General features: G+C 62.5%; 21 protein-coding genes. 11 read left to right on the top strand and 10 right to left on the bottom strand.

All coding sequences use genetic code 11. The annotated features are described in order from the left end of the window. Nucleotide 1: 1 nt before the first annotated feature. On the bottom strand, nt 2-415 hold the full coding sequence (locus tag VKT51_05580) for a hypothetical protein (protein HLJ83626.1): 414 nt from the start codon (nt 413-415) through the stop codon (nt 2-4). A 57-nt stretch (nt 416-472) separates the two neighbouring features. Here VKT51_05580 and VKT51_05575 point away from each other — a divergent pair, with 57 nt between their 5' ends. The 4 genes from VKT51_05575 to VKT51_05560 all read left to right on the top strand — a co-directional run bounded on the left by VKT51_05575 (nt 473) and on the right by VKT51_05560 (nt 3,043). After that, nucleotides 473-1,024 carry a PadR family transcriptional regulator gene (locus VKT51_05575; protein HLJ83625.1) on the top strand — a complete coding sequence of 184 codons (552 nt, stop codon included), beginning with the start codon at nt 473-475 and terminating at the stop codon, nt 1,022-1,024. Then, nucleotides 961-1,974, top strand: a complete 1,014-nt coding sequence (locus VKT51_05570; GenBank protein ID HLJ83624.1) for a DUF4346 domain-containing protein — start codon at nt 961-963, stop codon at nt 1,972-1,974. The genes VKT51_05575 and VKT51_05570 overlap by 64 nt, the downstream gene beginning before the upstream one ends. 106 nt (nt 1,975-2,080) lie before the next feature. Beyond that, nucleotides 2,081-2,455, top strand: coding sequence for a hypothetical protein (locus tag VKT51_05565; protein HLJ83623.1), 375 nt, complete (start codon nt 2,081-2,083; stop codon nt 2,453-2,455). Between the two features lie 90 nt (nt 2,456-2,545). Next, a complete protein-coding gene (locus VKT51_05560) occupies nt 2,546-3,043 on the top strand; it encodes a TQO small subunit DoxD (GenBank protein ID HLJ83622.1) in 498 nt (165 codons plus the stop codon). A 13-nt stretch (nt 3,044-3,056) separates the two neighbouring features. Here the strand turns inward: VKT51_05560 and VKT51_05555 are convergent, their stop codons facing one another. From VKT51_05555 to VKT51_05535, 5 genes are all read right to left on the bottom strand, one after another. After that, the gene (locus VKT51_05555) at nt 3,057-3,998 is read right to left on the bottom strand and encodes an alkaline phosphatase family protein (protein ID HLJ83621.1); all 942 of its coding nucleotides are present in this window, start codon (nt 3,996-3,998) and stop codon (nt 3,057-3,059) included. After that, nucleotides 3,995-4,513, bottom strand: coding sequence for a YqeG family HAD IIIA-type phosphatase (locus VKT51_05550; protein HLJ83620.1), 519 nt, complete (start codon nt 4,511-4,513; stop codon nt 3,995-3,997). Before VKT51_05550 ends, VKT51_05555 begins: the two co-directional genes overlap by 4 nt. After that, nucleotides 4,510-5,457 carry a lipid kinase gene (locus VKT51_05545; GenBank protein ID HLJ83619.1) on the bottom strand — a complete coding sequence of 316 codons (948 nt, stop codon included), beginning with the start codon at nt 5,455-5,457 and terminating at the stop codon, nt 4,510-4,512. The genes VKT51_05550 and VKT51_05545 overlap by 4 nt, the downstream gene beginning before the upstream one ends. Before the next feature lie 84 nt (nt 5,458-5,541). Then, nucleotides 5,542-6,819: a hypothetical protein gene (locus VKT51_05540; protein ID HLJ83618.1), complete on the bottom strand. Its 1,278-nt coding sequence runs from the start codon at nt 6,817-6,819 to the stop codon at nt 5,542-5,544. Between the two features lie 62 nt (nt 6,820-6,881). Then, nucleotides 6,882-8,096 (bottom strand): patatin-like phospholipase family protein, encoded by a 1,215-nt coding sequence (locus VKT51_05535; protein ID HLJ83617.1) that lies wholly within the window; start codon nt 8,094-8,096, stop codon nt 6,882-6,884. Between the two features lie 73 nt (nt 8,097-8,169). Here VKT51_05535 and VKT51_05530 point away from each other — a divergent pair, with 73 nt between their 5' ends. The 4 genes from VKT51_05530 (at nt 8,170) to VKT51_05515 (ending at nt 17,439) form a co-directional block, all read left to right on the top strand. After that, nucleotides 8,170-9,825, top strand: coding sequence for a DUF4231 domain-containing protein (locus VKT51_05530; GenBank protein ID HLJ83616.1), 1,656 nt, complete (start codon nt 8,170-8,172; stop codon nt 9,823-9,825). A gap of 79 nt (nt 9,826-9,904) precedes the next feature. After that, nucleotides 9,905-11,425 (top strand): toll/interleukin-1 receptor domain-containing protein, encoded by a 1,521-nt coding sequence (locus VKT51_05525; protein ID HLJ83615.1) that lies wholly within the window; start codon nt 9,905-9,907, stop codon nt 11,423-11,425. Between the two features lie 4 nt (nt 11,426-11,429). Beyond that, complete coding sequence (locus VKT51_05520; protein ID HLJ83614.1) at nt 11,430-15,743, top strand: WD40 repeat domain-containing protein; 4,314 nt, start codon at nt 11,430-11,432, stop codon at nt 15,741-15,743. Next, a complete protein-coding gene (locus tag VKT51_05515) occupies nt 15,733-17,439 on the top strand; it encodes a DUF6531 domain-containing protein (protein ID HLJ83613.1) in 1,707 nt (568 codons plus the stop codon). The genes VKT51_05520 and VKT51_05515 overlap by 11 nt, the downstream gene beginning before the upstream one ends. Here the strand turns inward: VKT51_05515 and VKT51_05510 are convergent. Beyond that, nucleotides 17,414-17,863 carry a hypothetical protein gene (locus tag VKT51_05510; protein HLJ83612.1) on the bottom strand — a complete coding sequence of 150 codons (450 nt, stop codon included), beginning with the start codon at nt 17,861-17,863 and terminating at the stop codon, nt 17,414-17,416. The two genes, VKT51_05515 and VKT51_05510, sit on opposite strands and share 26 nt — an antisense overlap. Before the next feature lie 18 nt (nt 17,864-17,881). After that, a complete protein-coding gene (locus VKT51_05505) occupies nt 17,882-18,457 on the bottom strand; it encodes a hypothetical protein (protein ID HLJ83611.1) in 576 nt (191 codons plus the stop codon). Nucleotides 18,458-18,750: 293 nt separating this feature from the next. Here VKT51_05505 and VKT51_05500 point away from each other — a divergent pair, with 293 nt between their 5' ends. The 3 genes from VKT51_05500 to VKT51_05490 all read left to right on the top strand — a co-directional run bounded on the left by VKT51_05500 (nt 18,751) and on the right by VKT51_05490 (nt 21,373). Then, nucleotides 18,751-19,305, top strand: coding sequence for a hypothetical protein (locus VKT51_05500; GenBank protein HLJ83610.1), 555 nt, complete (start codon nt 18,751-18,753; stop codon nt 19,303-19,305). 173 nt (nt 19,306-19,478) lie between these two features. Continuing rightward, entirely contained in the window at nt 19,479-20,294 is an 816-nt protein-coding gene (locus VKT51_05495; protein HLJ83609.1) for a class I SAM-dependent methyltransferase, read from the top strand. Further along, nucleotides 20,291-21,373 (top strand): NAD(P)/FAD-dependent oxidoreductase, encoded by a 1,083-nt coding sequence (locus VKT51_05490; protein ID HLJ83608.1) that lies wholly within the window; start codon nt 20,291-20,293, stop codon nt 21,371-21,373. The genes VKT51_05495 and VKT51_05490 overlap by 4 nt, the downstream gene beginning before the upstream one ends. Before the next feature lie 55 nt (nt 21,374-21,428). On the opposite strand, the gene VKT51_05485 is transcribed toward VKT51_05490, so the two are convergent. Together VKT51_05485 and VKT51_05480 are read right to left on the bottom strand one after the other, a co-directional pair. Beyond that, nucleotides 21,429-22,040 (bottom strand): general stress protein, encoded by a 612-nt coding sequence (locus tag VKT51_05485; protein HLJ83607.1) that lies wholly within the window; start codon nt 22,038-22,040, stop codon nt 21,429-21,431. Between the two features lie 136 nt (nt 22,041-22,176). Beyond that, complete coding sequence (locus tag VKT51_05480) at nt 22,177-22,920, bottom strand: hypothetical protein (GenBank protein HLJ83606.1); 744 nt, start codon at nt 22,918-22,920, stop codon at nt 22,177-22,179. Between the last annotated feature and the right edge of the window lie 27 nt (nt 22,921-22,947).

Raw genomic sequence — 22,947 nt, 5'->3', positions numbered from 1 at the left:
GTCAACGAAGCCGAAGGTAGCCGGTGAGGATGACGACGCGGCCGGCTTCGATCGTCGCGCGCGCCGCTGTCCATGTGCCTTTTACGCTCACAAGTGCCCCGGGCCGGATATCCGCAAGCCTTCCCATCCCGAACGAAGTTGAAGTGCTCATCCGGACGAGCACGACGTCCGCCGTCCGCGAGTAGGAACCGTCCGGATCTGCCTTCAGCAGCGTGCCCTCGACGAGACCGTCCGAGCCGGTCGACGCGACGTGCATGACGACGTCGACCGCCGTTCCAGAGTGAGCCGAGCGCAACGTTTCGGCCGAAAATGCGTTTGGCGCGATCTTCATGTCGCGCATCATGAGGGCGGGGATCGCGATTGCCGCGATGACCGCGAGGAAGAAGATAGCGGTGAGCAGCCTTTTAGTCAGCATTGACTTTATGCCCGTCAGTATAGAGGAATTGCATCCCTAAAGTCAATACTGACTATCATGCATAAAGAGCTGCTGATCCTCGGCTTCGTCGGGGACAGCGGTCCGATCAGCGGCTACGATATCCACCGCATCGTGCGGGCGCACGGCGAACTGTTCGCCGACCTCAAGCGTCCGAATATGTATTATCTGCTCGAGCGGCTCGCCGGCGAGAAATACCTTCGCGTGCGCGCCGAAGCCGGCACGCGCGGCAGGCGCGGCGAACGCCTGCTGTACGCGCTGACCGCTGCGGGAAAAAGGCGCTTTCGAGAGCTGCTCGATTCTGAGGTGACGCGCTTCGGCACCGTGCATACCGGTATCGAAGTCGCCGTCATCTTTCTCGCGCAGCTCACGCCGGCGGCCGGTATTGCGCTGCTGCAGAAACGGCTGCAGATCGTCGAGCTTCATCGCAAGCGGGTGGCCGCGGCCTTCGGCGACGTGGGCAAGCGCGGCCCGCATGCGCGCATTGCCGCCGATCACATGCTGACGCTCGTGGACGCCGAGATCGGTTGGATAAAGCGATCCATAGCGACGCTCCAAAGCGAGAGCGCATCAGCGGGCAGCCGGCGTTGAGAGCGGCGTGCCGCCGTTGGTATGCGGCGCTCGAACGATTCGGTGCCCTGATGTTCCGCCGGCTCGACGCGGCGTATAGCGGCGTCTTGCGATTGCGTTCGGGGAGCGCGCCGGGCGACGTGGTTTGGCCCGTCGTACCCGGGGCGTATGTCGTCGGTGATCGCGCGGGATCCGTAGCGGTCTGCACGTTGACGAGCGCCGCACTTGCCTCGGAGGTGGCGGCGCTTCAGGGTGTCGCGATCGCGGGGCGTCTGTACACGTGCAACCTCGGCATCGAGAAAATCGTGACGAACGTCGTCGCGAACGAGCGCATCCGCGCGCTTCTTCTGTGCGGCAAGGACTCACCGTTATTCCAACCGGCGCAGGCTCTTCGGGCACTCGTCGAAGGCGGGTTCGATGCCGAACGCCGCATCAACGGCGCTGCGGGCTACCTTCCTGTGCTCAGCGGCATCGACGCGCACACGATCGAGCGTTTCCGACGCCAAGTCACTCTCGTCGACCGCACCGGTAAGACGGATTTGCGCGACATCGAAGCGGAAGTGCGAAAGCTCGTCGCCGAATTTCCCGCCGCTGCAAGCGTTGCGCTACCGCAAACGTCCGAGCGGCCGAATCTCGCCCAGTCGTCAGAGCATGAGGACGCGCGCTTCAAAACGCTGCTGCCGGGCGGCAGACGCGAGCCTCTTGCGTATGATCCCAAAGGCTTCGTCGTGATCGACGTCGAGCGGGCAGCCGCGCGTATCATCGCCCGGCACTACTTGCCGGACGGGTCGCCTGCTCACATCATGCGCGGCCGATCGGCAGAGGGCATGACGCTTGCGTTCGTACGCGAAGGACTCGTGACGCAGCTCTCGCACGCCGCGTACCTCGGCGCCGAGTTCGAAAAGGCCGAGACCGCGTTACGGTTTGGTCTCGGATACGAGCAGGATAGGCCCCTCGAGCAGAAGCGGTAGGGCGGCACTTCGCGGACAGCCGCTAACAAGCATTGGACGCGCGAACGAGAGGTTCTCGCTTGATGGCACCGTAACGGCTGTCGCAGCTGGAGGAAAGTGAGAAGCGATGAAAACTGCCGCCGTCTTTCTGCAATGGATCGTCAGATTGAGTTTTGCCGGGCTTGTGATCTTAGGAATCGCCTTCTGGACGGGTCACGCCTTCAATATGGTCCCACTGCATATGGCTCTGGGAATAGCGCTCGTCGTCGGATTATGGATCACCGCTATTCTCGGTTTTGCCGCGCGGGTGCCGATCGGCCAGCCACTTCTCGCGATCGTCTGGGGATTCGTCGTCGTCGGCCTTGGGATGGCGCAGACAAGCCTCCTACCCGGTTCATCGCACTGGGTCATACAGTTGCTTCATTTGCTGGTCGGGATGGCGGCGGTCGGGATGAACGAAAGCCTCGCGCGCGCGATCAAATCAAAGAGTGAAGGAACGTAACGCCAATCGCGCCTTCTAGATTACCGATTGGTTAACGAAAATAGGACCGGGTCGACGGGCTAAGAACGGAAATCCGTTCGGAGGCGCGCCATGAACGACGACCGGACGAGAAGCTTGCTCACGGTTCTGCGTATCTATGTCGGCGCGTTATGGCTTGCGTACGGATCGTCGAAGTTAGAGCCCAATTGGGCCGCGCCGAACGGCGAGTTCTACGAGGCCGCGAAGTTCAGCGCCGGCTCGATCCATGGCCCGATGCACGATTTCATCGCGAACGTCGTTCTGCCGCACCAGCAGCTATTTGGGCTGCTCATTGCATACGGCGAGACCCTGGTCGGAATATCGCTCACACTCGGCTTGTTGACGCGTGCCGGCGCCATCGGCGGGATGTTCCTATCGGCAAACTACTTCTTCGCGCAGGGAAAATATCAGGTCTATCTCGGGATCGAATCGATTGAAGCTTTGTTGTTCGTGTGCTGCGCTCTCTTGCTAGCAGGCCGGACGGGCGAATATGCAAGTCTCGACGCGCTTCTCTTCAGACGTCGGCGGGACGAGACTGTCGACGAGAAGCTCGTCGAGAAGGCGTCCTAAGGCGCGGCACGCACTACGATGCCCGCCGCGTCCGCGCTTGGACCACCTTCCAGATATCGTCGATCGGCGCCACGTTCGCGGAATACCCTAAGTATGGTAGTCCGTACAGCTCCTCGATCGTGCGAAGAACCCGGTAGTGGTCCACGCGCTCGGAGTACGTGCCCGGCTTCACCCTGGCTCCGGCGATGATGAGCGGCACGCTGTTGCCGTAGGTCGTATCGCTCTCATCCCAAGCCACGATAACGAGCGAATTGTGAGCATTGGCCCATGTGACGATCGGTTCCACATGCCGGCGCAGCCATGCGTCCGCCTTCTCAATGCTTCCGGAGTGCATGTCGTTTTCGAGATCGGGGATGATGAAACACACCGTCGGAAGCTTGTCGAGAGACGGGAGGCTGCTAAGCGGAATATTCGACGAAGGAGGAACATCCGCGAAGTTCACCCACGGTGCGTGCTTTCGAGCATATTCGTCGTTTCGATCGCCGCCGCTGCACCCGGTGAATCCGGTTCTGGGAAGTGCTTCCGCGTAACCAGAAAATGTGAGCCTGGATCTCATCAGCGCGCCGCCAAGACTGGGTGCGCTCGAGGGCACGGTCTTCTCTGGGCAGCTGTCTGCATCGGAGTTCGTCTGCCCGGCGAAGAGGGCGAGATAATTGGGTTGGCTCGGATGCGCTACGCCGGTCGCATTCACAAAAAGCGCGCTCGCGCGCGCTAGCTGGTTCAGGTACGGCGCTTTTGCATTCCCGATGATCGTGCCGTTCGATTTGTTCTCCTCGACTATTACGATCACGTGAGCGGGTCGAACGCTCCTTAGAATGCTGCTGCGCGTATTGTTCGGGATGAGCGGCGGCACTTCGGTCAGTCGTGTTGTATCTCCGAAGAAGTATCTATAGGTCAGCCATGCCGCGGTCAAGAGCGCGATGACCGCGGCCAGCCATATGAGGGCGCGAATCACGGCGATTTCTTCGTCGAGCTCGCGAGGATGAAACGCTCGAACGCGCGGATGAGCGACATCGCTCGGTGCTCACGCTTCACGATCGGTTCTGTGAGAATCGCCCGGATACCCAGCAGTTTCGCCGCGAGCACGTCGGCAAAAAGCTGATCCCCGACCACCACAGTCTCCGATCGCCGGACGCGCAGTTGCTTGACCGCTTGGATGACCCCGAACGGGAGCGGTTTCAACGCCGTGTGCACAAACGTGACGATCCCGAGCCGCGTCGCAACGGATTTGACCCACGCGCGAACGTTGTTGGAGACGATGGCGACTGCAAAGCCGCGGTCGAGGGCCGCGCGGACCCACGCGGCGACTTCGGGCGTCGGCTCGAGCAGCTTCCAGCCGACGAGCGTATTATCGAGGTCGATCACGATGCCCCGAATGCCCTCGTCTGCGAGCTCCTGCAGCGAGATGCTGCTCACCCCGGCGACAAAACGAAACGGGCGCATCAACTGGCGCGGGTTGCGCAACTTCACGGAGAGGGAGCCTCGACGACCGGCGCGGGCACGAAGACGGAAATCGCATGCGGAACGATTTCGAACACGGCGGGCGTTTGCGTCACGAGTTCTCCGTCGGCTTCGATGCGCTTAGGCTTGCCGGTGCGGATTTCGAAACGCCTTCCATGCAGCGTTCTCACGCTGCGGGCCTCGTCGTATTTCCGCCGCAGCAGGGTGATCATCGCATCGAAGTAGCTCCAACCGTTCTCGAAGCCGACGCTGTAAAGGTCGAGAAGTCGGTCGTCGATGGCGCCGTCGTCAGTGGCGATGAAGCCGCCGAAATTCTGGCTATTTCCGACTGTGAGCTGGGCGGTCCGCAGCGCAAATTCATCTCCGCCATCCATGCGAACCAACGCACGAAAGCGCCTCATCTTGATCAGAAGCCGCACAGCGTTGTAGAGAAGCGCGAGGATGCCGAAGCGCTTTTTCTCCTCGCTTGTGATCTGCCGGCACAGCGTCGCGCTCAATCCGATGCTCGCCTCGTTGAAGTAGTACACGCCGTTGACCCGCCCAACGTCGATTCGAACCTGATGCCCCGCCGCGATGACGTCGCACGCGCCGTCGAGGTCGCTCGGGATCTTCAGCGTCCGCGCGAGATCGTTGGCCGTGCCGAGCGGCAGCAGACCGAGAGGCAGGCCGGTGCCAACCAATCCCTGGAGCACTGCGTTGAGCGTCCCATCGCCGCCGCCGGCTATGACGAAATCCACGTCGTGCTGCCGGGCGCGGATGGCCTCGGCAAGCGCGGATCGCGAAGGAGCCGCCGGACGAACGATTTCGAAGCCGCGGCGCTCGATCGCATCGAGCATCCGCGTCACATTTGGCGCTACCCGCCGTGCCCTGTCGTTGAAAAGCACCAGCGCTCTGCGTAATGCGGGCGCGGCCCTCGGCACTTCGCCGGGCGGTGCAACCAGATCGTCTTTCATCTCACGGACATATTCCCACTCTGCGGATGCGGCAATCGGGGAAGTGCCCGTTTATCGCGACGTGGCTCGCAGCCGAGCTAGCCGCTAGGGTGACGTCGGCAGCTTCAAGGCCTTGCAGATATTCTGCGCTGAGTTCACCTTACAGAACGCGTCAAGCCCATGAGCCAGCGAGGTCGACCAGGCTTCGAACGTGTGACGGAAGGTGAGTCCGGAGGACGGATTGCCGAGGGCCAGCGAGCTTGTGTTGGCTGCAAATGTTCCGAGCGCCACATCTGTTTGATAGTTGATGTACGTGCTGAGCACGCTCGGAGAAGAAGACGGATTTGGCGCGGGCAGCGATGCCTCTTTGGCGGCTGAGTGCGCTGCTATCAGAGTGCCGGCGAGCGCGATCGGGAAGAACGACAACGCCGTCGTCTTATTGCCGTTGGAGATGTTGTCGGACCAAACTGTCGAGAGGAATGGCGCCGAGCCGGAACTGCACTCCACAGCTTGTGCGGAATAGTTCGCTTCGCTGCTGCCGTAGACGGTGAACACCGCGAACGTGCCGTCGGCCGTGACGGTCGAACCATTGAGGACGATCGCGCCGAGCGTGCCATGTCCTGCCGGCGACCGATTGCCCGGGCCGCCGTACGGATTAGCCGGGTCGTTCGCCACATACGGGTCATCGGCGCACTGCGTCCGCAGATCCTCGAGATTCCACGTCGATTCGGGCAAGACAGCGACCGGATGCTGCGCGTCGCAGTCCGCCATCGAGACGCCGCTTCGAGCGCAGATGTCGCGCTCGAGCCGCTGCGCGACGAGGAAGAGCAAGAAGTATGCCGGGTTATCCACGCTGGATCCAGTTGACGTGCTGCCTGTGGCGCCGCCGCCGCCGCCGCCCTTGCCGCCGCCCCCTGACGATTGACCCCCCGGTGGTCCGCCCGGGCCCGCACCGACGCCGAGGACGACATAGAATGTCGGCTCCTGCGCCGAGACGAGCGGCACGCCCGATTTTGAAAGCGGCGTGAGACCGAGCACGCCTTCGCAGAACTTCAATTGCTCCCACAGCGCGTGAGGGTCGGACTCGCGAGGAGCCGGGGAGCACGCGGTCGCGGCGGCGGGTCCGGCGTGTTCCGCGCATGCCTGAAGACGCCCGGTGAGAAGCTGCGCGAGGTACGACTTCACGCCGGCGGGTACGGACGTGGGCGCGCTTCTGTATGTCGGCGAGTCGAAGTCGTAGATCGCGACGACCCCGGCAAGGTCGCCGGTGCCGCAGATCGATGGGGAGAGCGTTTGTGACGAACCTTGCGCTCCCGCTGGACCCACAGCGAGCGAGGCGATCAGGCTGCAGGCGGTAACAAATGCAAAAGCCTTCAGTGGCATAACGCGCACCCTCCCGCGGCAAGCGGTGCTTGCCCTACAACGATGGGCAAGCGATGCCTGCCCTACGCGAATCCCGCGAAATCTTCGGGCGAAACACAACGACGAGCCGCCGTCTTACCCACGGTCTGCAAGTCGTCGAGATGCTCGATGTCAAACGGCTGAACCGCTTTCTCGTCGATGGCGTTCAACCCTAGCCTATCCAAACCTTGCCGCGAGAGGTCGACATTGTAGCGCGCATATGTGAAGAGCTTTTCGGAAAGCGGCGCCCGATTGCCGACGAGATCGCCGACCTCGGCGTCGAGCGCGTCGCCGGCTCTCGTCTTGCCGAAGACGCGGCACAGCAAGTCTTGTTCCACGGTCGCGGCGTGGATCAGCGCAGCGGGAAGAGACTGCACATTGTAGAGCAGATTCATCTCCTGCGCGCGCAGCCGCAAGTTCACGTTTTCGCTCAACCCGGTACCGACTGAAACGAGGAGCAGCTTATCTTCACCCGTCGGCCACTGCAACTCGTAAGGGGGCAGCGTCGCCATGAGAAAGAGCAGAAACGCCGGATTGTGGTAGACGGTCACGGCGCCATCCACGAAGACGAACTGCTGATCGCCGATATTGATCACTTCGGGCGGGAAGAAGACGGGCGCCGCCGTGCTCGCTCGGACGAGTTGCCAGAGCGGCAAGTCTAAGTTGCAGTCCGGCAGCCCGCGGCGATTGAACTTCGCCCGCGGGTTGTTCGAGATCGGCCAGGGAGAGTCGGATGATGCGTTGCGCATGACGATGAGCAGTAACGTACGAAGCTTGCTGGTCCCGAGCGTGGCTTCGACGTCTCCGTCGGTGCCGATGACCGACTTGATCTTCGCCGCAAGCGCTTTCTGCGTGTACATCGCAGACGACGTCAGCATTCCGATCGAATTCAACAGTTTTGCCCAGATCGAGTTTGGGGAGACTTTGCGTTCGAGCCGCAGAAAAACATTCGACGGATCGAACATCGTGTGCGCGCCGGTCACGTAGAATTCGCGGATCTCCTTCGTCGCGAACCCCATTGAGATCAAGGTGGCGACGATCGCCCCAGTGCTTGTGCCGCCGACGTAGTCGAAATAGTCGCCCAGCACCAAGTCGGAGCGGCCTGATCTGTCGCGCAGAATGGCTTCAATGCGGCTGAGGAATTCGATCGCGATCAAGCCGCGAATTCCGCCGCCGTCGATCGAGAGCAGCTTCTTCGGGCCGGCGCCGTCGATGAGCTTGTCGAGATGCGAGTCCATTTGACGCCGGGCTTCGGGCATCGCGCCGCCCGCTCATCTTGCGAGGCGCGGCGCCGCACGGGGTTCGGATGACCGCACACCGAATTTCAAGATCGTGAGCTTGCAGTTTGAACTGCTTCCGCTTGTCGTCGGCGTGACCGGACACCGCGATCTTCCAGCGGAGGCCGAGGAACCGTTGCGCGCGCGATTCGGGGATGTGCTCGAACGACTGCAGCAGCGGTTTCCTTCGATGCAGCTGCTCGTGTTATCGGGACTCGCGGCGGGCGCCGACATTCTCGCGGCAGAGGAAGCGCAGCGACGCGGTATCGCGGTCTTCGCCTGTCTGCCGATGCCGCAATCGGAATACGAGAAAGATTTCTCACCCGACGAGCTCGAGCGTTTCCGGCGCGTGCTGCCGCGTTGCGCGGAGGTCGCGGTCGTCGGAACTTCGTCGCGACGCGAAGGCGGCTACGTCGACGTCGCCGACTTCATCGCCTACTACTGTCACGTGCTGGTAGCGTTTTGGGATGGCTTGGAGGCGCGCGGCCCCGGCGGAACGGCGCAAGTCGTCGAGCTTCGAAAGGGCGGCGTGCCGAGCAGGGTCGGCGACGCGCTCGTCGCGTACGTCCCCGACGTCGGCCCCGTCTTCCAGATCGTGACGCCGCGCCGCGGTCAGACGCCGCCTAGCGAAAACCTTTCCACTCGCGAGATCTACCCCGAGCGTCAAGGCTGGAAAGCGCGCACGCGCACTACTGCTCTCCGGGCTGGGGAGCAAGAATTCGAAGACGCCATCGCACACGTCGAGCGCTTCAACCGCGACCTTTCGCGCGAGCCGGTCTCGGCGGAGCCGAATCGGCTAGCCGCTCTGAGCGATCGCGTGGACGCGGCGTCCAATCGGCAGCAACACTTGACCCTTCGCTCGCTGCGCGGACTGTATATCGCAGCGGCATTGGCCGGTGCAGCGCAATTGGTGCTGCCGACGGATGGATCGTTTCATATCCCGAGTTGGGCCGGTATCGCCGCACGAGTGGGTTTTCTTGCGATCGCGTTCATCGTGTTCGCGGTCGCGAAGCGGAGCGACTACGAGAACCGCTATCAGGACTATCGGGCGATCGCGGAGGCCCTGCGCGTTCAGTACGCGTGGTGCTGCGCCGGTCTGCGCAATCGCCTCGTGGAAGCCTCGTATCTGCAGATGCAGCAGAGCGAACTTGCGTGGATCCGTCTAGCGCTTCGGACCGCCTACTTGATCACCGGCATCGGCGCCGCCCAAGCCGGCGACTCACCGTCTCATCCGGCCAGCGTGCGCTGGGTCGACGGCCAAGTCGAATACTACGAAGCCGCTGGGAAGCGCGAAGAAGCGAACCTGCACCGAACCGAGCGAGCGACCGTCGCGGCAGCCGCCGGCGGCTTTGCCGTCTCTGCGCTCGCATTCATCGTCGGCTGGATGCTGTCGCATCACATCGTCTCCGCGAATTTCGCTCTGCCCGCGTCTTCGCCGGGCGCTCTGGCTTATTGGGAGACGATGCCGCTCGCGCTCGGGAGCATGCTCGCGCTCATCATCCGGTTCTATGCGCAGCAGCGCGGCTTCACCGAAAACGCGCGGCGATACCAGCACATGTTCACGGTGTTCGACGCGGCGAAGCGGCGTCTGCGCGATCAGCATAGCGATCCGAGCAAAGTCTTGGAACAGCTGGGGCACGAAGCTCTCTCCGAACACGCGGCATGGCTGATCTTGCACCGCGAGCGCCCGCTGTCTTTCGTGCACACGTGACGCGAGCGACGGCAGCCCAGGACTCTGCCGAATGCGAGGGAATCTCTCGGTTGGCTACCTGGTCAGCCTTGGGTAGATGATGCCGTTCCAAATCTTCGTGTCATACGCGCGAAACGATGACTTGCCGCCCTTAGACGGTGAAGGCAAGGGCTTTGTCACGACCCTTATCAAGCATTTGGAGTTTCACTTCACGTGCTTCGGCGAGCCGACCCCGGTCATCTGGCGCGACAAACGCGCGATCGCGCGCAGCGAACAGTTCGACCCGATCATCGACAAGGGCATTCGAGATTCCGATCTGCTTCTCGTCGTCCTCTCCAACAATTGGGTCCATCGCGAATTTTGCCTGAGGGAACTTGACCTCTTCAACCAACGCTGGGGCGCTGAGGGCGAAGCAGGCGTCAAAGGGCGGATCATCGTCGCGGGCAAGAATCATATCGAACCCGCCGCGCGGCCGCCGCTGCTTCAGGGCCAAGAAGGCTATCTCTTCTACGCGCCCGACGAAGACAATCCAAATCGATTCCGGGAGTATTTCGTTCGCGGCAAAGCGCGCGAAGAGTTCCACGAACGCACGCAGGAACTCGCAGAAGATATCTGGCGCCGCGCGTGCGAACGCGCGAACGTGCCGCCGCCGGCATCAGGTCCGACCGGGCCGGTTTGGACGCCGGTTCCATCGAGCGGGCGCAAGATCTATCTCGCAAAGCCGGCAGCCGACATGCGCGCCGCCTATGCGCGGCTCGTCGACGAGCTGCGGCAGCGTGGATACATCGTCGCGCCGGCGCCGGAAAGCGAGATACCGTCCGACGGTCGCGCGCCCGACTTTGTCCGGACGGCTCTTGAAGGCGCGGAGCTTTCCATCCACCTGTTGGGCGCGAAACCCGGTTGGGCGCCGGAGGATTGCGAGCCGATCGTTCCGCTTCAGCTCAAGCTTGCAGCGGGCGGAGGCGCCCGCCGGATCATCTGGGCGCCGCGGATACTCGTTGACGATCATGCGCAGACCGCCGCGGCGGAAGCTCGTGATCCGTTCACGATCCTAGAGAAGTTCGACCAAAAACGCGATAGCGATACCGTAGACGGCAGCGAACTGAGCGCGTTCGCGCAGTTCGTGATCCAGCACCTGGACAAAAACGTTCCGCCGGTTCCTGAGATCGACGTCATCGACGCAAACGCACGCGTCTACCTCTATCATCGGCCGGAGGATACGCAGTACGCCGTCGAGATCGCACGAGCGCTCGAAGCTCGCGGGATTCAGCCGGTGTTTCCGGCATTCGAGGGCGACCCCGCAGAGCTCGCCGCGCTCCATCGCAAGGAATTAGCCGAATGCGACGCCGTCATCTTGTGCTGGGCGAAGGCGGCGGAAGTGTGGGTGAAGAGTCAATCTCGCGAATTGAAGAATTGGCGCGACCTCGGGCGCGACAAGCGCTTTGCCGTGCGCGGCCTTGTCGCGGGCCCGCCGCCGGGTGAACGAAAAGATCTGCTCGTCCAGCTGCCGCCGCGCAACGAGATCGACGTGGTCGTCGACCTGACGGCTTATGAGAAGCCGCTGCCGGAAGCGCTCGACCCCTTGATCCGCGCCACGCAAGCGCCGAAGGGCGCGGCATAACTCGATGCGGCCGTTTCCGGGTCTGCGCCCGTTCGGGATCGAGGATCGCGACTTTTTCTTCGGACGCGAAGATCAGGTCTTCTCGCTCTACCGGCTGCTCGAGCACAGCCGATTCATAGCCGTCGTCGGCAGTTCCGGCAGCGGCAAGTCATCGCTGGTCCGCGCCGGCCTGTTGCCGGTGATAGAAGAGGAAAGCGCAGGCTCAGGCGGCCGCATGTGGCGGTTCGTGACGTTTCATCCTGGAGACGCGCCGCTGAACGCGCTCGCCGGAGCAGTCGCAGAATTGGCGCAAACGAGCGCCGAAGACTACGAGATCCGCCGCGACCGGACTGAGTTTGCGCTGAAGCGTTCGAGTTTCGGACTCACGAAAGCGCTCGACGACATTCCCAGTCTCGCGGGCGCTTCGGTCCTGCTCGTCGTCGACCAATTCGAAGAGCTGTTCCGATATGCCGCCACTTCCACGCACGACGGCGCCGCCGATGCGCTGTGGCGCGACCAGGCGACGAATTTCGTGCAGTTGCTCCTTGAAGCGACGCGCAGCCGCTCAAGCTCGGTCTACGTTCTCATCACCATGCGCTCCGACTTCATCGGCGATTGCTCGCAGTTCCACGGGTTGCCCGAAGCGGTGAGCGCCGCGCAGTTCCTCGTGCCGTCGTTGACGCGCGACCAGCGCGAGGACGTCATCCGCAAACCGGTCGAGAAAGTCGGCGCAACGATCGATCCGACGCTCGTTGAGCTTCTATTGAACGATGCCGGGAGCGAGATCGATCAGCTGCCCGTGCTGCAGCATTGCCTTGCGCGACTATGGGACCGCGCGGAAGCAGAGGCTCCAGCCGGCACGGCTCCGCGGCTCGGCATCGATCAGTATCGAGAGATCGGCACGATGTCGGGTGCGCTCTCCCAACACGCCGATGAAGTGATGGCGTCGTTGCCCGGGCTAGAGTTGGCCGTGGAGCAAGTCTTTCGTGCGCTGAGCGAGGTCGACAAAGAAGGCCGCGCCACCCGAAGAGCGCTCGTGTTCTCGCGGCTCTTAGCCGAGTGCGGCGTACCGCGGACCGCACTCCTTCGCGTGCTCGATCGATTCCGCGCCGACGACTGCTCGTTCATACTCCCGCCGCCGTCCGCCGTGCCGGTGCTCCGGGACGATTCGCGCATCGACGTCGTGCACGAAGCGCTCCTGCGCCGCTGGACGCGGATCAGTGCAGAACAGGTCCACGTCTTCGACGGGCGTACGCAGACGGGATGGCTCGCAGCGGAAGCGGGCGATGGCCGACTCTATCGCGCGTTGCTGGCACTGCTCGAGGCCGAATCCGCAACCGGCGCTGTGACTCTTCCTCTCGACCAGGTCGAGGCTCGCTGGCGATGGTGGCAGTCGCGTCCGAGAACGCAAGCGTGGGCCGAACGGTACGGCGGCAACCTCGCGAACGTCGAAAAACTGTTCCAAAGCAGCCTCGCAGCGCTTACCGCGGAACGCGTGCGCGAAGAGGAAGCCGATCGGCGCGAACGCGAGCAAGAGCGACGCAAGATCGAGGCCGATGAGGCGGCGAAGCGCGAGCGCATTCAGCATCAAGCGGAAGTCGACCGGATGCGCGCCGAGTCCGCACAGCGGCTGTCGGATCGCACGCGTAAAGCGGCGATCGCGATGTCGATCGTCGCCCTGCTCGCCCTGGCTCTCGCGGGTGTCGCGTCGTATGCGTTCGTCAGAGCGGTAGCCGCCACGAACGCCGCCAACAAAGCGACGATCACCGCTCAGACGATGGCCGGGCGAGCCAACACCGCGCAAAAGAATGAATCCATCGCCGCGCTGCACGAGCGGCAAGCCGCTGTGCGTGCGGCCGGAGAAGCCGTCCTCGCGCGCTCTGAGGCGAAAGTCGCGCAAGATCAGAGCGCGGAGGCGAAGCGGCAGCGCGCCTCCGCGTACCGTCAGCAGATGCAGGCTCTGAGCGAGCGCTCGCAAGTCTTCCTTCAAGTAGGCCGCCAAAAACTGCTCGACGGGGACGACGAGTCGGCCGGTCTGCTGTTGGCCGCGGCGTACAGCGACGATTCGCACGACGCCGTTCTGCAGTTGTTGCTGCGGCAAGCTCTCGAGAATCTTTCGATTCGCGCTCGATCGATTCAAGCTCACGACGATCTTATCACGGCGATCGCGTTCAACCCGGCGGCATCCAAGCAGCAGATCGCGACTGCGAGCGCCGACGGGTCCGCAAAGCTTTGGACCACATCTGGTCAGTTGGTCCACGAATTCCGCGATCAAGGTGATCTGATCACCGCTCTTGCGTTCGATCCCGCCGGACGGAAGTTGGTGACCGTCGGCCGCGATGGATCGGCAAAACTTTACGACCTGCACGGGATCGGTCCGAACACGGATGCATCGCCCATCGCGCTGCGCGATAAGAGGGATGATCTGGAAGGACACGCCGGACGCGTGAATTCGGTCACGTTCAGTCACGGCGGAACGCGCATCCTGACGTCCGGCAGCGATGGGAAGATCAAAGTTTGGAGTGCCGCGAACGGCGCAATGCTCCTGGCATGGAACGGTGCGGCACCGGGTGTCGCCATCAATGCCGCGCAGTTCGGTCCCGATGATCGAACGGTCGTTTCATGCGCGGCCGACGGCTCGCTCGGCATCTGGAATTCGTCGACCGGCGCGGTCATCGGCTCCAGCAGCGACTCATCGAAGAGTCCGCTGGTGCGCCTCGCCGTATCGCCCGACGGGAAAAGTATCGTGGCCGGCGCCATCGACGGAACGGTGTTGCTGTACCACGTCGACACGAAGCAGGCGATCGAGCGGCATGATCAGACCGCGGCGATCAATGCGCTCGCATTTGATCCGACGGGCACGCGCGGCTTGAGCGCAAGCGAAGACGGAACGGCGATGATCTTCGACGCAAGCAGCGGCAGCACGGAGAAAACGCTGCCCGCAAAGGCGAGCGCGCCCGCGGCTCTGACGGGAACGTTCAATCCTTCGGGCAACGGAATAGAGACGACCTACGCCGACGGATCGGTGAACTTCTGGACGCAAGACGGCGACCCGGTCGCCGTTCTGAGCGCACACACCGGCGCGGCGCCTGTCGCCGGCTATTCTTCGGACGGCAGCCTGCTTGCGACCGGCGGCGACGACGGAAAGGTTCTTCTCTGGCACACCTCGTCGCAGCTGGAGCGCGCGGGCGCGTCTCACCGCGACATCGTCGATTCGATCGAATTCGATCGCCGCAGCGGGCGCATGCTCACGGCGAGCAGAGACGGCACGGCGGACCTTTGGCGCATCGAGGGCGAACCGCGACTCGAGCGGGTCTTGCCGCAATCGCCCGGCAGATCTTGGGTTGTCGCCGCGCATTTCAGCGCCGACGGCCAGCGGATAGTCACCGCCGGCGGCGACACCGTGAAAGTTTGGAGCGTAGCCTCAAGTCGGGCGACGCCGCTAGCCACGATCCATTCCACGGCGCTGCGCAAACGGTTCACGCAAGCCGCATTCGTGGGTCGCGGCTACGATGTCATCGCGGCGCAGACGGACGCGAACTTCGAAAATCCAGACTACAAGACGAACGGCTGGATGGTGTGGAGCGCCGACGGCGTCAGGCAGCTCGCGAAGGAGCCCGGCTGGCAGACGAGCATCCGCGAGCTTCAACTCACCGCCGACGGCGCCACCGTGCTTGCGATCAGCACGTCGGGTTATGCATCGTTCGCTTCGTCAGACGACAGGCACAGCTACGGCGCATGGTCCGACGTGGCCGAAGGCATCCAGGCGCGATCCGGTTTTGCGCTGGGCGGTGTCGGAGGCACGATTCACCTCGTCAATGCAAAGGGCACAGAAATAAGCCGCTGGCCGAGCGACGACAAGCGCGTGCTCGCGTTTGCCTCTACGCCTGACGGCAAATTCTTGGCATCCGGCGGCATCGGCGGTACTCCGGGCGCGATTTGGAACCTCGATGAGCCCGGACGACCTCAGGTTACCCTGCAAGGTACGACCGGGGAGATCGAGTCGGCCGCATTCTCGCCCGGCGATGCGACGTTTCTTCTGGCCACGGTCTCCGACGGAACATTCAAGCTCTGGGATCGAGCTTCGGGCGATCTCGTCGCATCGGTGTCGGTTCCCGCTTCGCGCGCGACGGCTGCAGCCTTCACTCCGGATGGTTCGGCGGTTGTGATCGGCGCAGAGAACGGCGGGATATTCCTCTGGCCTATCCTCGGGGATCTCCCGGATCCGCGCGCCGCCGCGGGCCTCGTGCTTCGCGAAAGCGATGTGGCGCGAGTCTCCGATCCTTTGGTCGGTCAAGCGATAGACGTCTTGCGCAAGGTGCCCGCAAGTGGCAAATAGGCGCAGAACGGATGCGATCATCCGCTTCGTTTTCGCGGCTGTCGCCGCGCTTCTCATCCTCACGCCCGTGCGCGCGGCCGCATCGTACGAGGTGACTCACTACGGCGATTTCTATCTCGACCACACGGACTTTCACGCGCCCGGCGGTCTAGGCATGGACGTGACGCGCATCTACAACTCGTTCGACGGCGACAGAAAGGGCATCTTCGGCACCGGATGGGGCTCGCGGGCTGAGGATTATTTGAAGCTCCAAGACGATGGCTCGATCGTCGTCCACGAATATGGGGGCGGTGCCAACAACACGTTCACGCCCACGACGTCCACTATGCGACCTCGAGCGCAGATCATCGACGAGATCATGAGCGCAGCCGAACAGGCCGGACAGTTCGGCAGCCAAGCCGATCGGAGCGCGTATCGCGATTGGCTGAGCCGGAATCGCGATAACGAAGAGCAGGCTTGGGAGACCTTCGTCAGCCTCGGTCTGCTCAAGTCTCCAGAGCCGGCCGTGGGAGAGACGTTTTTTAGCGGACGATTCGCGACGGAGTTCCTCACCCGCGTGCCCGAGGGCTATCAGCGCGTATCCACGTATAACGGCCAGACGATCTACGAGGCATTCGACCTTTCGGGGCGCTTGACTCGCCTTTGGGATGCCGACCATGACTACGTCGAGCTTCTGTATGGGTCGGACGGCCGGTTGAGTCAGACGTTGGATAATGAAGGTCACCGCTTTGTGTTCTCGTTCACGTCCGACGGCTTCGTCCGCAGCATCGACGATTCGGAAGGCCGCATAGTCCGCTATCAGTACAACAACGACAATCTCGTATCGGTCGACGAAGACGGCGCCATAACCCGTTACCGTTACGACTCGGAACACCGGCTGACAGCGGTGATCGTCGGCGGCCGCACTTCCACGCAGGTGGCATACAACGACGCAGGTCTGGCAACGCGGCTACGCGACCCCGATGGCACCGTCACGACGTACGGCTACTCGACGACGCTGACGCAGACGTCGAGGATCGATACCGTGAAGACCGATATCCGGAAGTCAAACGGAGAAAGTCATCACAAGATATCGCAGTATTTCTTCGATCTCGATTCACTTGTGTATCATCTGGCGCGAGAGATCGATACCGATGACGGCGTCGCCACCGATACGACCTTCGACCGCAACCTGTCGCCGCTAACCGTCACCACGCCGCAAGGCACCACGTCGTACACATACGACTCTCTCGGTCGGCTGATGAAGAAGCAGATGCCATCGGGAACCGTCTATCAATGGCAATACGATCCGGCGAGCGGCAAGGTATCGATCGCCACGACGACAGACAAGGACGCCGTTCTGACCGAACATTTCCAGTACGATCCGAAGGGCAATCTCGTGCATGCATACGACAACGACCAACACGACTTCTCGATCGGCTACGATCAGTACGGTCGTGTCGCTGCCGTCACTGGCAGCGCAATGGCCCTACGGTTCAACTATGCCGACAGCGCCGCGAATCACCCATCCTCGGTCGACCTCGCCGGCACCGGCTCCGTTCAGGTGACTTACCTTGCCGACGGCACCGTCAAGGCTGCCACGAGCGCCGGCGGCGCCGCGATCGTGAACAAGGTCGGAGCGTCGTTGAAGACGGTCGATGACCTCTTTCGGGCGGCGGGAATGGACGTGATCACGCTCCCGGCGCCGAGCTCGTAGCGGGCGACGGCGAGCTCTGCACCTGCCTCTGCGCCGTGAATTTCCCGGACATACCGGTGACGGCGGAATGCGTCCACGTTCCGCTGATACTTCCATCGGTGCCCATGACGCCGGTGAATACAGCTTCGCCGGAGAGACCGGTCTTGGTCTTCGCGACCGCGTGCCAATGCCAGACGATCGTCGTGCCATCCACCACGCCGTCCGCCGTTCCTTTTGAGCCTGGGCCTTCGCAGGCGCCCGAAATCGTGTCGCCGTCCTGCTTGAATGTGCAATTCGGCGTAGCGAGGGCGATCACCGGATTTCCAATCGTGCCGCTCACAGCCCACGTGCCGGCGAAGTTGGCCGCTGCTGCGGCATTTGCAGAAATAAGAATGGCAAGGCCCGAAAGGGCGCTGGCCATGCAGGCTGTCGCAGCCGGTCTCATGTCACACTCCTCAAAAAATCATGGCTTTTGATGGTCGAGAATGTCTATGACCTCGGCCGCCGTCGCGAAATCGCAGCCGCTCGCTTTCTGATATGCCTTGGCCGCACCGAACGTGTCGCCCCGCAAGAGCAGCTTGTCGATCTGCGCGAGCAGCGTGCCGTGCACTGCAGAAGCGAGCTGCTTCAACCTCGCTTGCTGACGATCGTCGCGAGCCTGCAGCTCATGCATAAAGGCGAGTCCAAACGCATTCGGACACGGCATGACCAAGTACCACGATGATCCGCTCGGCGCGACCTCGAGAACGTCGGTGAGCAAGCCGTCCACCGGCGACTGGAAGTCGAGTTGGATGGTGTAGGTCGGCATCACGGGAAACGGAAATCCTTTGGCTGGGATGAAAGCCCAGATGATCGGCTGGTACTTCGGCCCGAGTTTCGTGATCGTGATCTTCGTGTAGTCGCTGCTTGGCATGCCTTGAAGTTGCTGGGCGACGATGGAGTTGTAGAAACCTCGAGTCTTCGCATCGATGCACGCGCGCACCGAGGGATGGAAAAAGCTCATCACCCGGGCGTAGTCCTTTGAATGAAGCGCAGCCACGAAACCCTTCGCAAGGACGACCTGTTCGTCCCTTACCAAAGGTCCTTGGCCAGACGCCGCGCAGCAAGCGAGCATTACAAGCGAACAGGCGGCGATTGCGGTAAGCCGATTCATCCGTACTTGAGTTCCGCGCGGGGCGACGCTTCGACCTGTAGAGGAAATCCTCGTGAAATCGGGCAAAAACGCGTCGCCGTCGGCAATAGGATCTATGGAGCCTATTGCACTTGACCGTCTGAAAGACGGTCGCATTTCGTGTGTTCATTGTTCGCGCGATCATTCTAAGGGAGAAGATCATGACGAGTAAGATGTGCGGTCTCATGCTGGTTTTTGCGTTGTTCGCGCCGTCGATCGCGACCGCCGCTACGGTTGTCACGGTTCCGGGCGGAACGCAGGTTCCGGTGCAGGTCGTCGAGCCTATATCGTCCAGCAATGCAAACGTGGGTGATGTCTTTCAGATCACCACCGCGAAGGATATCGTCGTCAACAACTGGATCGTGATACCCAAGGGTTCCCCCGGACAGGGCGAAGTCATCTCGGTCGATCGAGCGGGCAGCCACGGCCACCCGGGCAGCTTGGGTCTGCAAGTCGACTACGTCTATAGCGCCGACGGCGGCAAAGTCAAGTTGTCGAACATCAGCCACGCGAATCAAGCTGAAGGCAATTCAGGCGCCGCCAGCACCGCCACGATCGCGAGCTACGTCGTGCTCGGCCCGCTTGGACTGTTCGCGCACAACTTTGTGAAAGGTAAAGATCTCACGATCGATTCATCGAAAACGATATTGGTCTTTGTCGATTACACGGTGCACATCAAAGCCACGGCGCATCCCACCAACGATTACGAACATTAAAACGGCGTTTCGTCGCTGTGATCTTCCTGATAGTCCACGGACATCTTAAGCTCTGACGACGAACAGAGAACAGGGCAACACGACGACAGCCCGCCACAAAGAGACCGCGCCGTTCGGCGCGGTCTCTTTTCAGAAACGGGACCAAACCCGGTCTCGAAGAATCAAAATGCGGTATGGATGAGACGAATCCACACGCACAGCAGATGGCCGACGAGTCCATGGTGCGCAACCTTCGCGCGCAGGCGGAGGCCATATGGCCCCAAGAGGCGCTGCTTTTCGGGCGGTACGCATTGCCCCCCGATCCCCGGATCTTAGATGCAGGCTGCGGCACCGGCGAGATAACATCTCGACTTGCTGAGCGCTATCCGCGCGCGAACGTGCTTGGTGTGGACATCATCGACTCTCATCTCGATCTGGCGCGATCGCGATTCGCGGCGCTAGCACCGCGGGTATCGTTCGCGCATCAGAGCATTTACGCGCTCGACGCACGGGATGCGAGTTTCGATCTTACGGTATGCCGCCACGTCCTCCACTCGATTCCGGATCCCGGCAAAGCCGTCGCGGAGCTCGCGCGCGTGACCCGGCCGGGCGGTTATCTTCATCTCATTCCCGAGGACTACGGCATGCTGCACTTTCAGCGCGCGGCGCTCGACCCGGGAGATTTCTGGCACGACGCGCCGAGGAGCTTCGAAGCCGCGACCAATACCGATCTGTTCATAGGCCGCAACACATATAGCATCCTCAAAGCGCTAGACCTGACGGAAATCGCCATCGAATACGTCGTGGTCGACACGCTGCGTTCGCGCGAGCTTTTCGCGGCCATCCTCGGCGCCTGGCGCGACGGCTATGCGGACTCGATCGGCGAGCTCACGCGATTTTCGCGGCAAACAGCGATCGACTATTTCAATCAGATGATCGCGAACGTTCGCGACCCCGACGGATACGCAGTGTGGATGGTACCGGTGGTCAGCGCGCGAATCGCCGCGTGACATCCGATGTTCTGATCGTCGGCGCTCGCTGCGCGGGAGCGCCGCTCGCGATGCTGCTGGCACGCAAGGGCTTCTCGGTCGCCGCGTTCGATCGAAGCACATTTCCCAGCGACACGATCTCCACCCACTTCATCTGGCCCGAAGGCGTCGCGGCTCTTCACCGCTGGTCCGTTCTCGATATGATCTTGGCGGCAGGTCCAGCGAAATGCACGCAGTGGTTCGCGAGCACCCCGGACGGCGATCGGCGCGAAGCTCTCCAAGCCGTGGACGGGATCGCATATGCCATCAGCCTCCGCCGGTTCAAGCTCGATGCGCTGCTCGTGCGCGCGGCTCGGGAGGCTGGGGCGGACGTCCGCGAGCACGCCGTTTTCGACCAATTGATTTTCGACGACGATCGCGTGATCGGGATTCGAGCTCACGACGCGATATCAGGAAAGCGATTTGAAGCGCGGGGTTCGATCGTCGTCGGCGCTGACGGAAGAGATTCGCCGCTTGCGCGCGCCGCAGGTGCCGCCGAGTACAATTCGGCTCCATCCATGACCGCAAGCTACTACACCTATACGATCGACGGTGAGACGGACCGCGAAACCCTCGAGCTGTACACGAGGCCGCCGCGCGAGTTCCTCGTCACGCCGACGGATGACGGGTTGACGATGGTCAATCTTGTGATAGGCAGCGCACTGATCCCCGAATTTCGTAAGTCCGTGAAGAGCAATTTCTTTGCGGCTTTCGATCACTGCTCTCAGCTTGCCGGCCGAGTCCGAACATCGCGGCACGTCGGGTGCATAAAGGGTACCGTGAACTTGCCGAATTTCTACCGGCAGTCTCACGGACCTGGTTGGGCGCTGGTCGGCGATGCCGGCTATCACCGCGACCCAGTCCGGGCGCAGGGCATCCACGACGCCTTTCTTGATGCGGAAGATATGGCCGCCGCAATAGAGCGGGGCCTTCGAACAAGCTCGCTTCAGGCGGAGTTGCGCGCGCATCAGGCAAGAAGAGACGATCGCACGGCCGGCTCATTCGAGCGCTCGCTTCGCGCAGCCAGATTCGAATCGCCGGGGTCGTTCACTGGGATGTAAGGCGGCCGATCCGAGGGATCGGCCGCCTTACGTCCTGGTACTGTGCGCCGTGAGGTCAGGGAGTCGTGTCGGGCCCCACGTTTGACGAACTTCCAACCGAGGCGCCGACGCGCGCATTCATGTCGTTGCCGTTTGCAGCCGCGACTTTCTGCCGCGCTTTTGTCTCATCGTCGCTCGCCTGAGCGGTAGCGAGAATCGTCCGCGCGTTCGCCGCATCGACGGGAGTCGATGCGCGCACTCCGACCAAAATCCCGCCGTCGCGAAGCTTTTGCTCGTATTCCTTGGCGCGCACCTCGGGAATGCCCAGACCGATGAGGCCGCCCACGATTCCGCCGCCTACCGCTCCAGCTCCAAGGCCTGCTAAGGCGGCTGCCAGCGGACCGACCACAAGAGGCGCCGCCGCACCGCCTGTCGCCGCGATCGCGGCGATACTGCCCGTGGCCGTGACCCCGGCCAATATCGCGCCTATGGCTCCGCCCACGACGCCGCCGGCCGCGGCGCCTTCAGGAGCTTTCGTGCCTTTTTCAGCGGCGAACTTTTTCGTGCGCGTGTCGTCCGTCATCATGACGCTGATGTCGTTCATCCCGTAGCCTGCTTTTTGCAGGTCGTCGACTGCGTCATCGGCGGCTCCCTTATCTCGAAAAATCCCGGTTACCCATTCGTCCATGAGGTTCTCTCCTTGTTGGCTTCTTAGGTGAGACGCCGGCATGACGCGTGTACCCGCTCCTCGCATCTATCAATCCACCTTGCCTTAATGGGCAGCCGAGACGCTGGACGAACGGTCGTCTGGTAACATTGGCTAGTCAGGAATTGGCCATCTCGCGGATTGCGCCAGTCACGCGGTCGGCCAGCTTCGCGTCGACGCACCGGATCTCGTTCAGCAAGGCGTCGCACCCGACGCGGAACGCGCGCGAAAGTTCGGCGATGTCGAGGGAGCGGACGAGCGCGCCCGACAGCGCGGTCGTCACCTCGGCCGGAAGACTATCGATGCCGCGGGCCTCGGTCGCGGGAACTCCGCTGCGCAAGCACGCCAACGCGAAGACGTGGTCGCGGAGTCCGCTGACCATATATTCCGCTTGCCAGACTCGATCGCGCTTTATGCTCGAGCGAGCGTGAAGCGCATACAGCCAGCCCATACCGATGAGTCTAGCCGCGTCGGGAGGTTTCGCTGCCGGCGGGTCGCCAGCTGTGCCGAATATCAATCGAAAACTGGGAGCGATAGCGCCGAACTCTGGGGCGGGGGAGAAGGCGAGGTCGACCTGAAGCGTGTTGGCGAGTAAGAAAACACGGTATACCGTAGCGCCGCGAAAGACATCGAGATGATGGACGGCGTCGTGCGCGGCATACATCCGGCCGGTCCAGTCCGCGATCGTGGCGTCCAGATCCGCATCCGCGGCCACGCCGAAAGCGAGATCGATGTCGGACCAGCGGTCTTCTCGGTCGGCGGCCGCCGAGCCGGTGAGCGCGGCGCCGATGATCCGAGCGTCCGCGCGCGCCGATGCGATGAGGTCGTCGCGCAGGTCAGCGCGCTCCGCGGGCGTGAACATCTTCCTCGAATACCGCGGTCGGCGTAC

The organism is Candidatus Eremiobacteraceae bacterium, assembly GCA_035295225.1.
In the GTDB taxonomy this organism is placed as follows: Bacteria; Vulcanimicrobiota; Vulcanimicrobiia; order Eremiobacterales; family Eremiobacteraceae; genus JABCYQ01.
The sequence above is the reverse complement of the archived record's forward strand: the minus strand, read 5'-3'. Positions and strand labels throughout refer to the sequence as shown.

Excerpts from the sequence above, each read along its gene's own strand:
- VKT51_05580 (HLJ83626.1), bottom strand. The coding sequence starts at position 415 with ATGCTGACTAAAAGGCTGCTCACCGCTATCTTCTTCCTCGCGGTCATC.
- VKT51_05575 (HLJ83625.1), top strand. The coding sequence starts at position 473 with ATGCATAAAGAGCTGCTGATCCTCGGCTTCGTCGGGGACAGCGGTCCG.
- VKT51_05565 (HLJ83623.1), top strand. The coding sequence starts at position 2,081 with ATGAAAACTGCCGCCGTCTTTCTGCAATGGATCGTCAGATTGAGTTTT.
- VKT51_05560 (HLJ83622.1), top strand. The coding sequence starts at position 2,546 with ATGAACGACGACCGGACGAGAAGCTTGCTCACGGTTCTGCGTATCTAT.
- VKT51_05545 (HLJ83619.1), bottom strand. The coding sequence starts at position 5,457 with ATGAAAGACGATCTGGTTGCACCGCCCGGCGAAGTGCCGAGGGCCGCG.
- VKT51_05540 (HLJ83618.1), bottom strand. The coding sequence starts at position 6,819 with ATGCCACTGAAGGCTTTTGCATTTGTTACCGCCTGCAGCCTGATCGCC.
- VKT51_05535 (HLJ83617.1), bottom strand. The coding sequence starts at position 8,096 with ATGCCCGAAGCCCGGCGTCAAATGGACTCGCATCTCGACAAGCTCATC.
- VKT51_05525 (HLJ83615.1), top strand. The coding sequence starts at position 9,905 with ATGCCGTTCCAAATCTTCGTGTCATACGCGCGAAACGATGACTTGCCG.
- VKT51_05520 (HLJ83614.1), top strand. The coding sequence starts at position 11,430 with ATGCGGCCGTTTCCGGGTCTGCGCCCGTTCGGGATCGAGGATCGCGAC.
- VKT51_05510 (HLJ83612.1), bottom strand. The coding sequence starts at position 17,863 with ATGAGACCGGCTGCGACAGCCTGCATGGCCAGCGCCCTTTCGGGCCTT.
- VKT51_05500 (HLJ83610.1), top strand. The coding sequence starts at position 18,751 with ATGACGAGTAAGATGTGCGGTCTCATGCTGGTTTTTGCGTTGTTCGCG.
- VKT51_05495 (HLJ83609.1), top strand. The coding sequence starts at position 19,479 with ATGGATGAGACGAATCCACACGCACAGCAGATGGCCGACGAGTCCATG.
- VKT51_05485 (HLJ83607.1), bottom strand. The coding sequence starts at position 22,040 with ATGGACGAATGGGTAACCGGGATTTTTCGAGATAAGGGAGCCGCCGAT.
- VKT51_05480 (HLJ83606.1), bottom strand. The coding sequence starts at position 22,920 with ATGTTCACGCCCGCGGAGCGCGCTGACCTGCGCGACGACCTCATCGCA.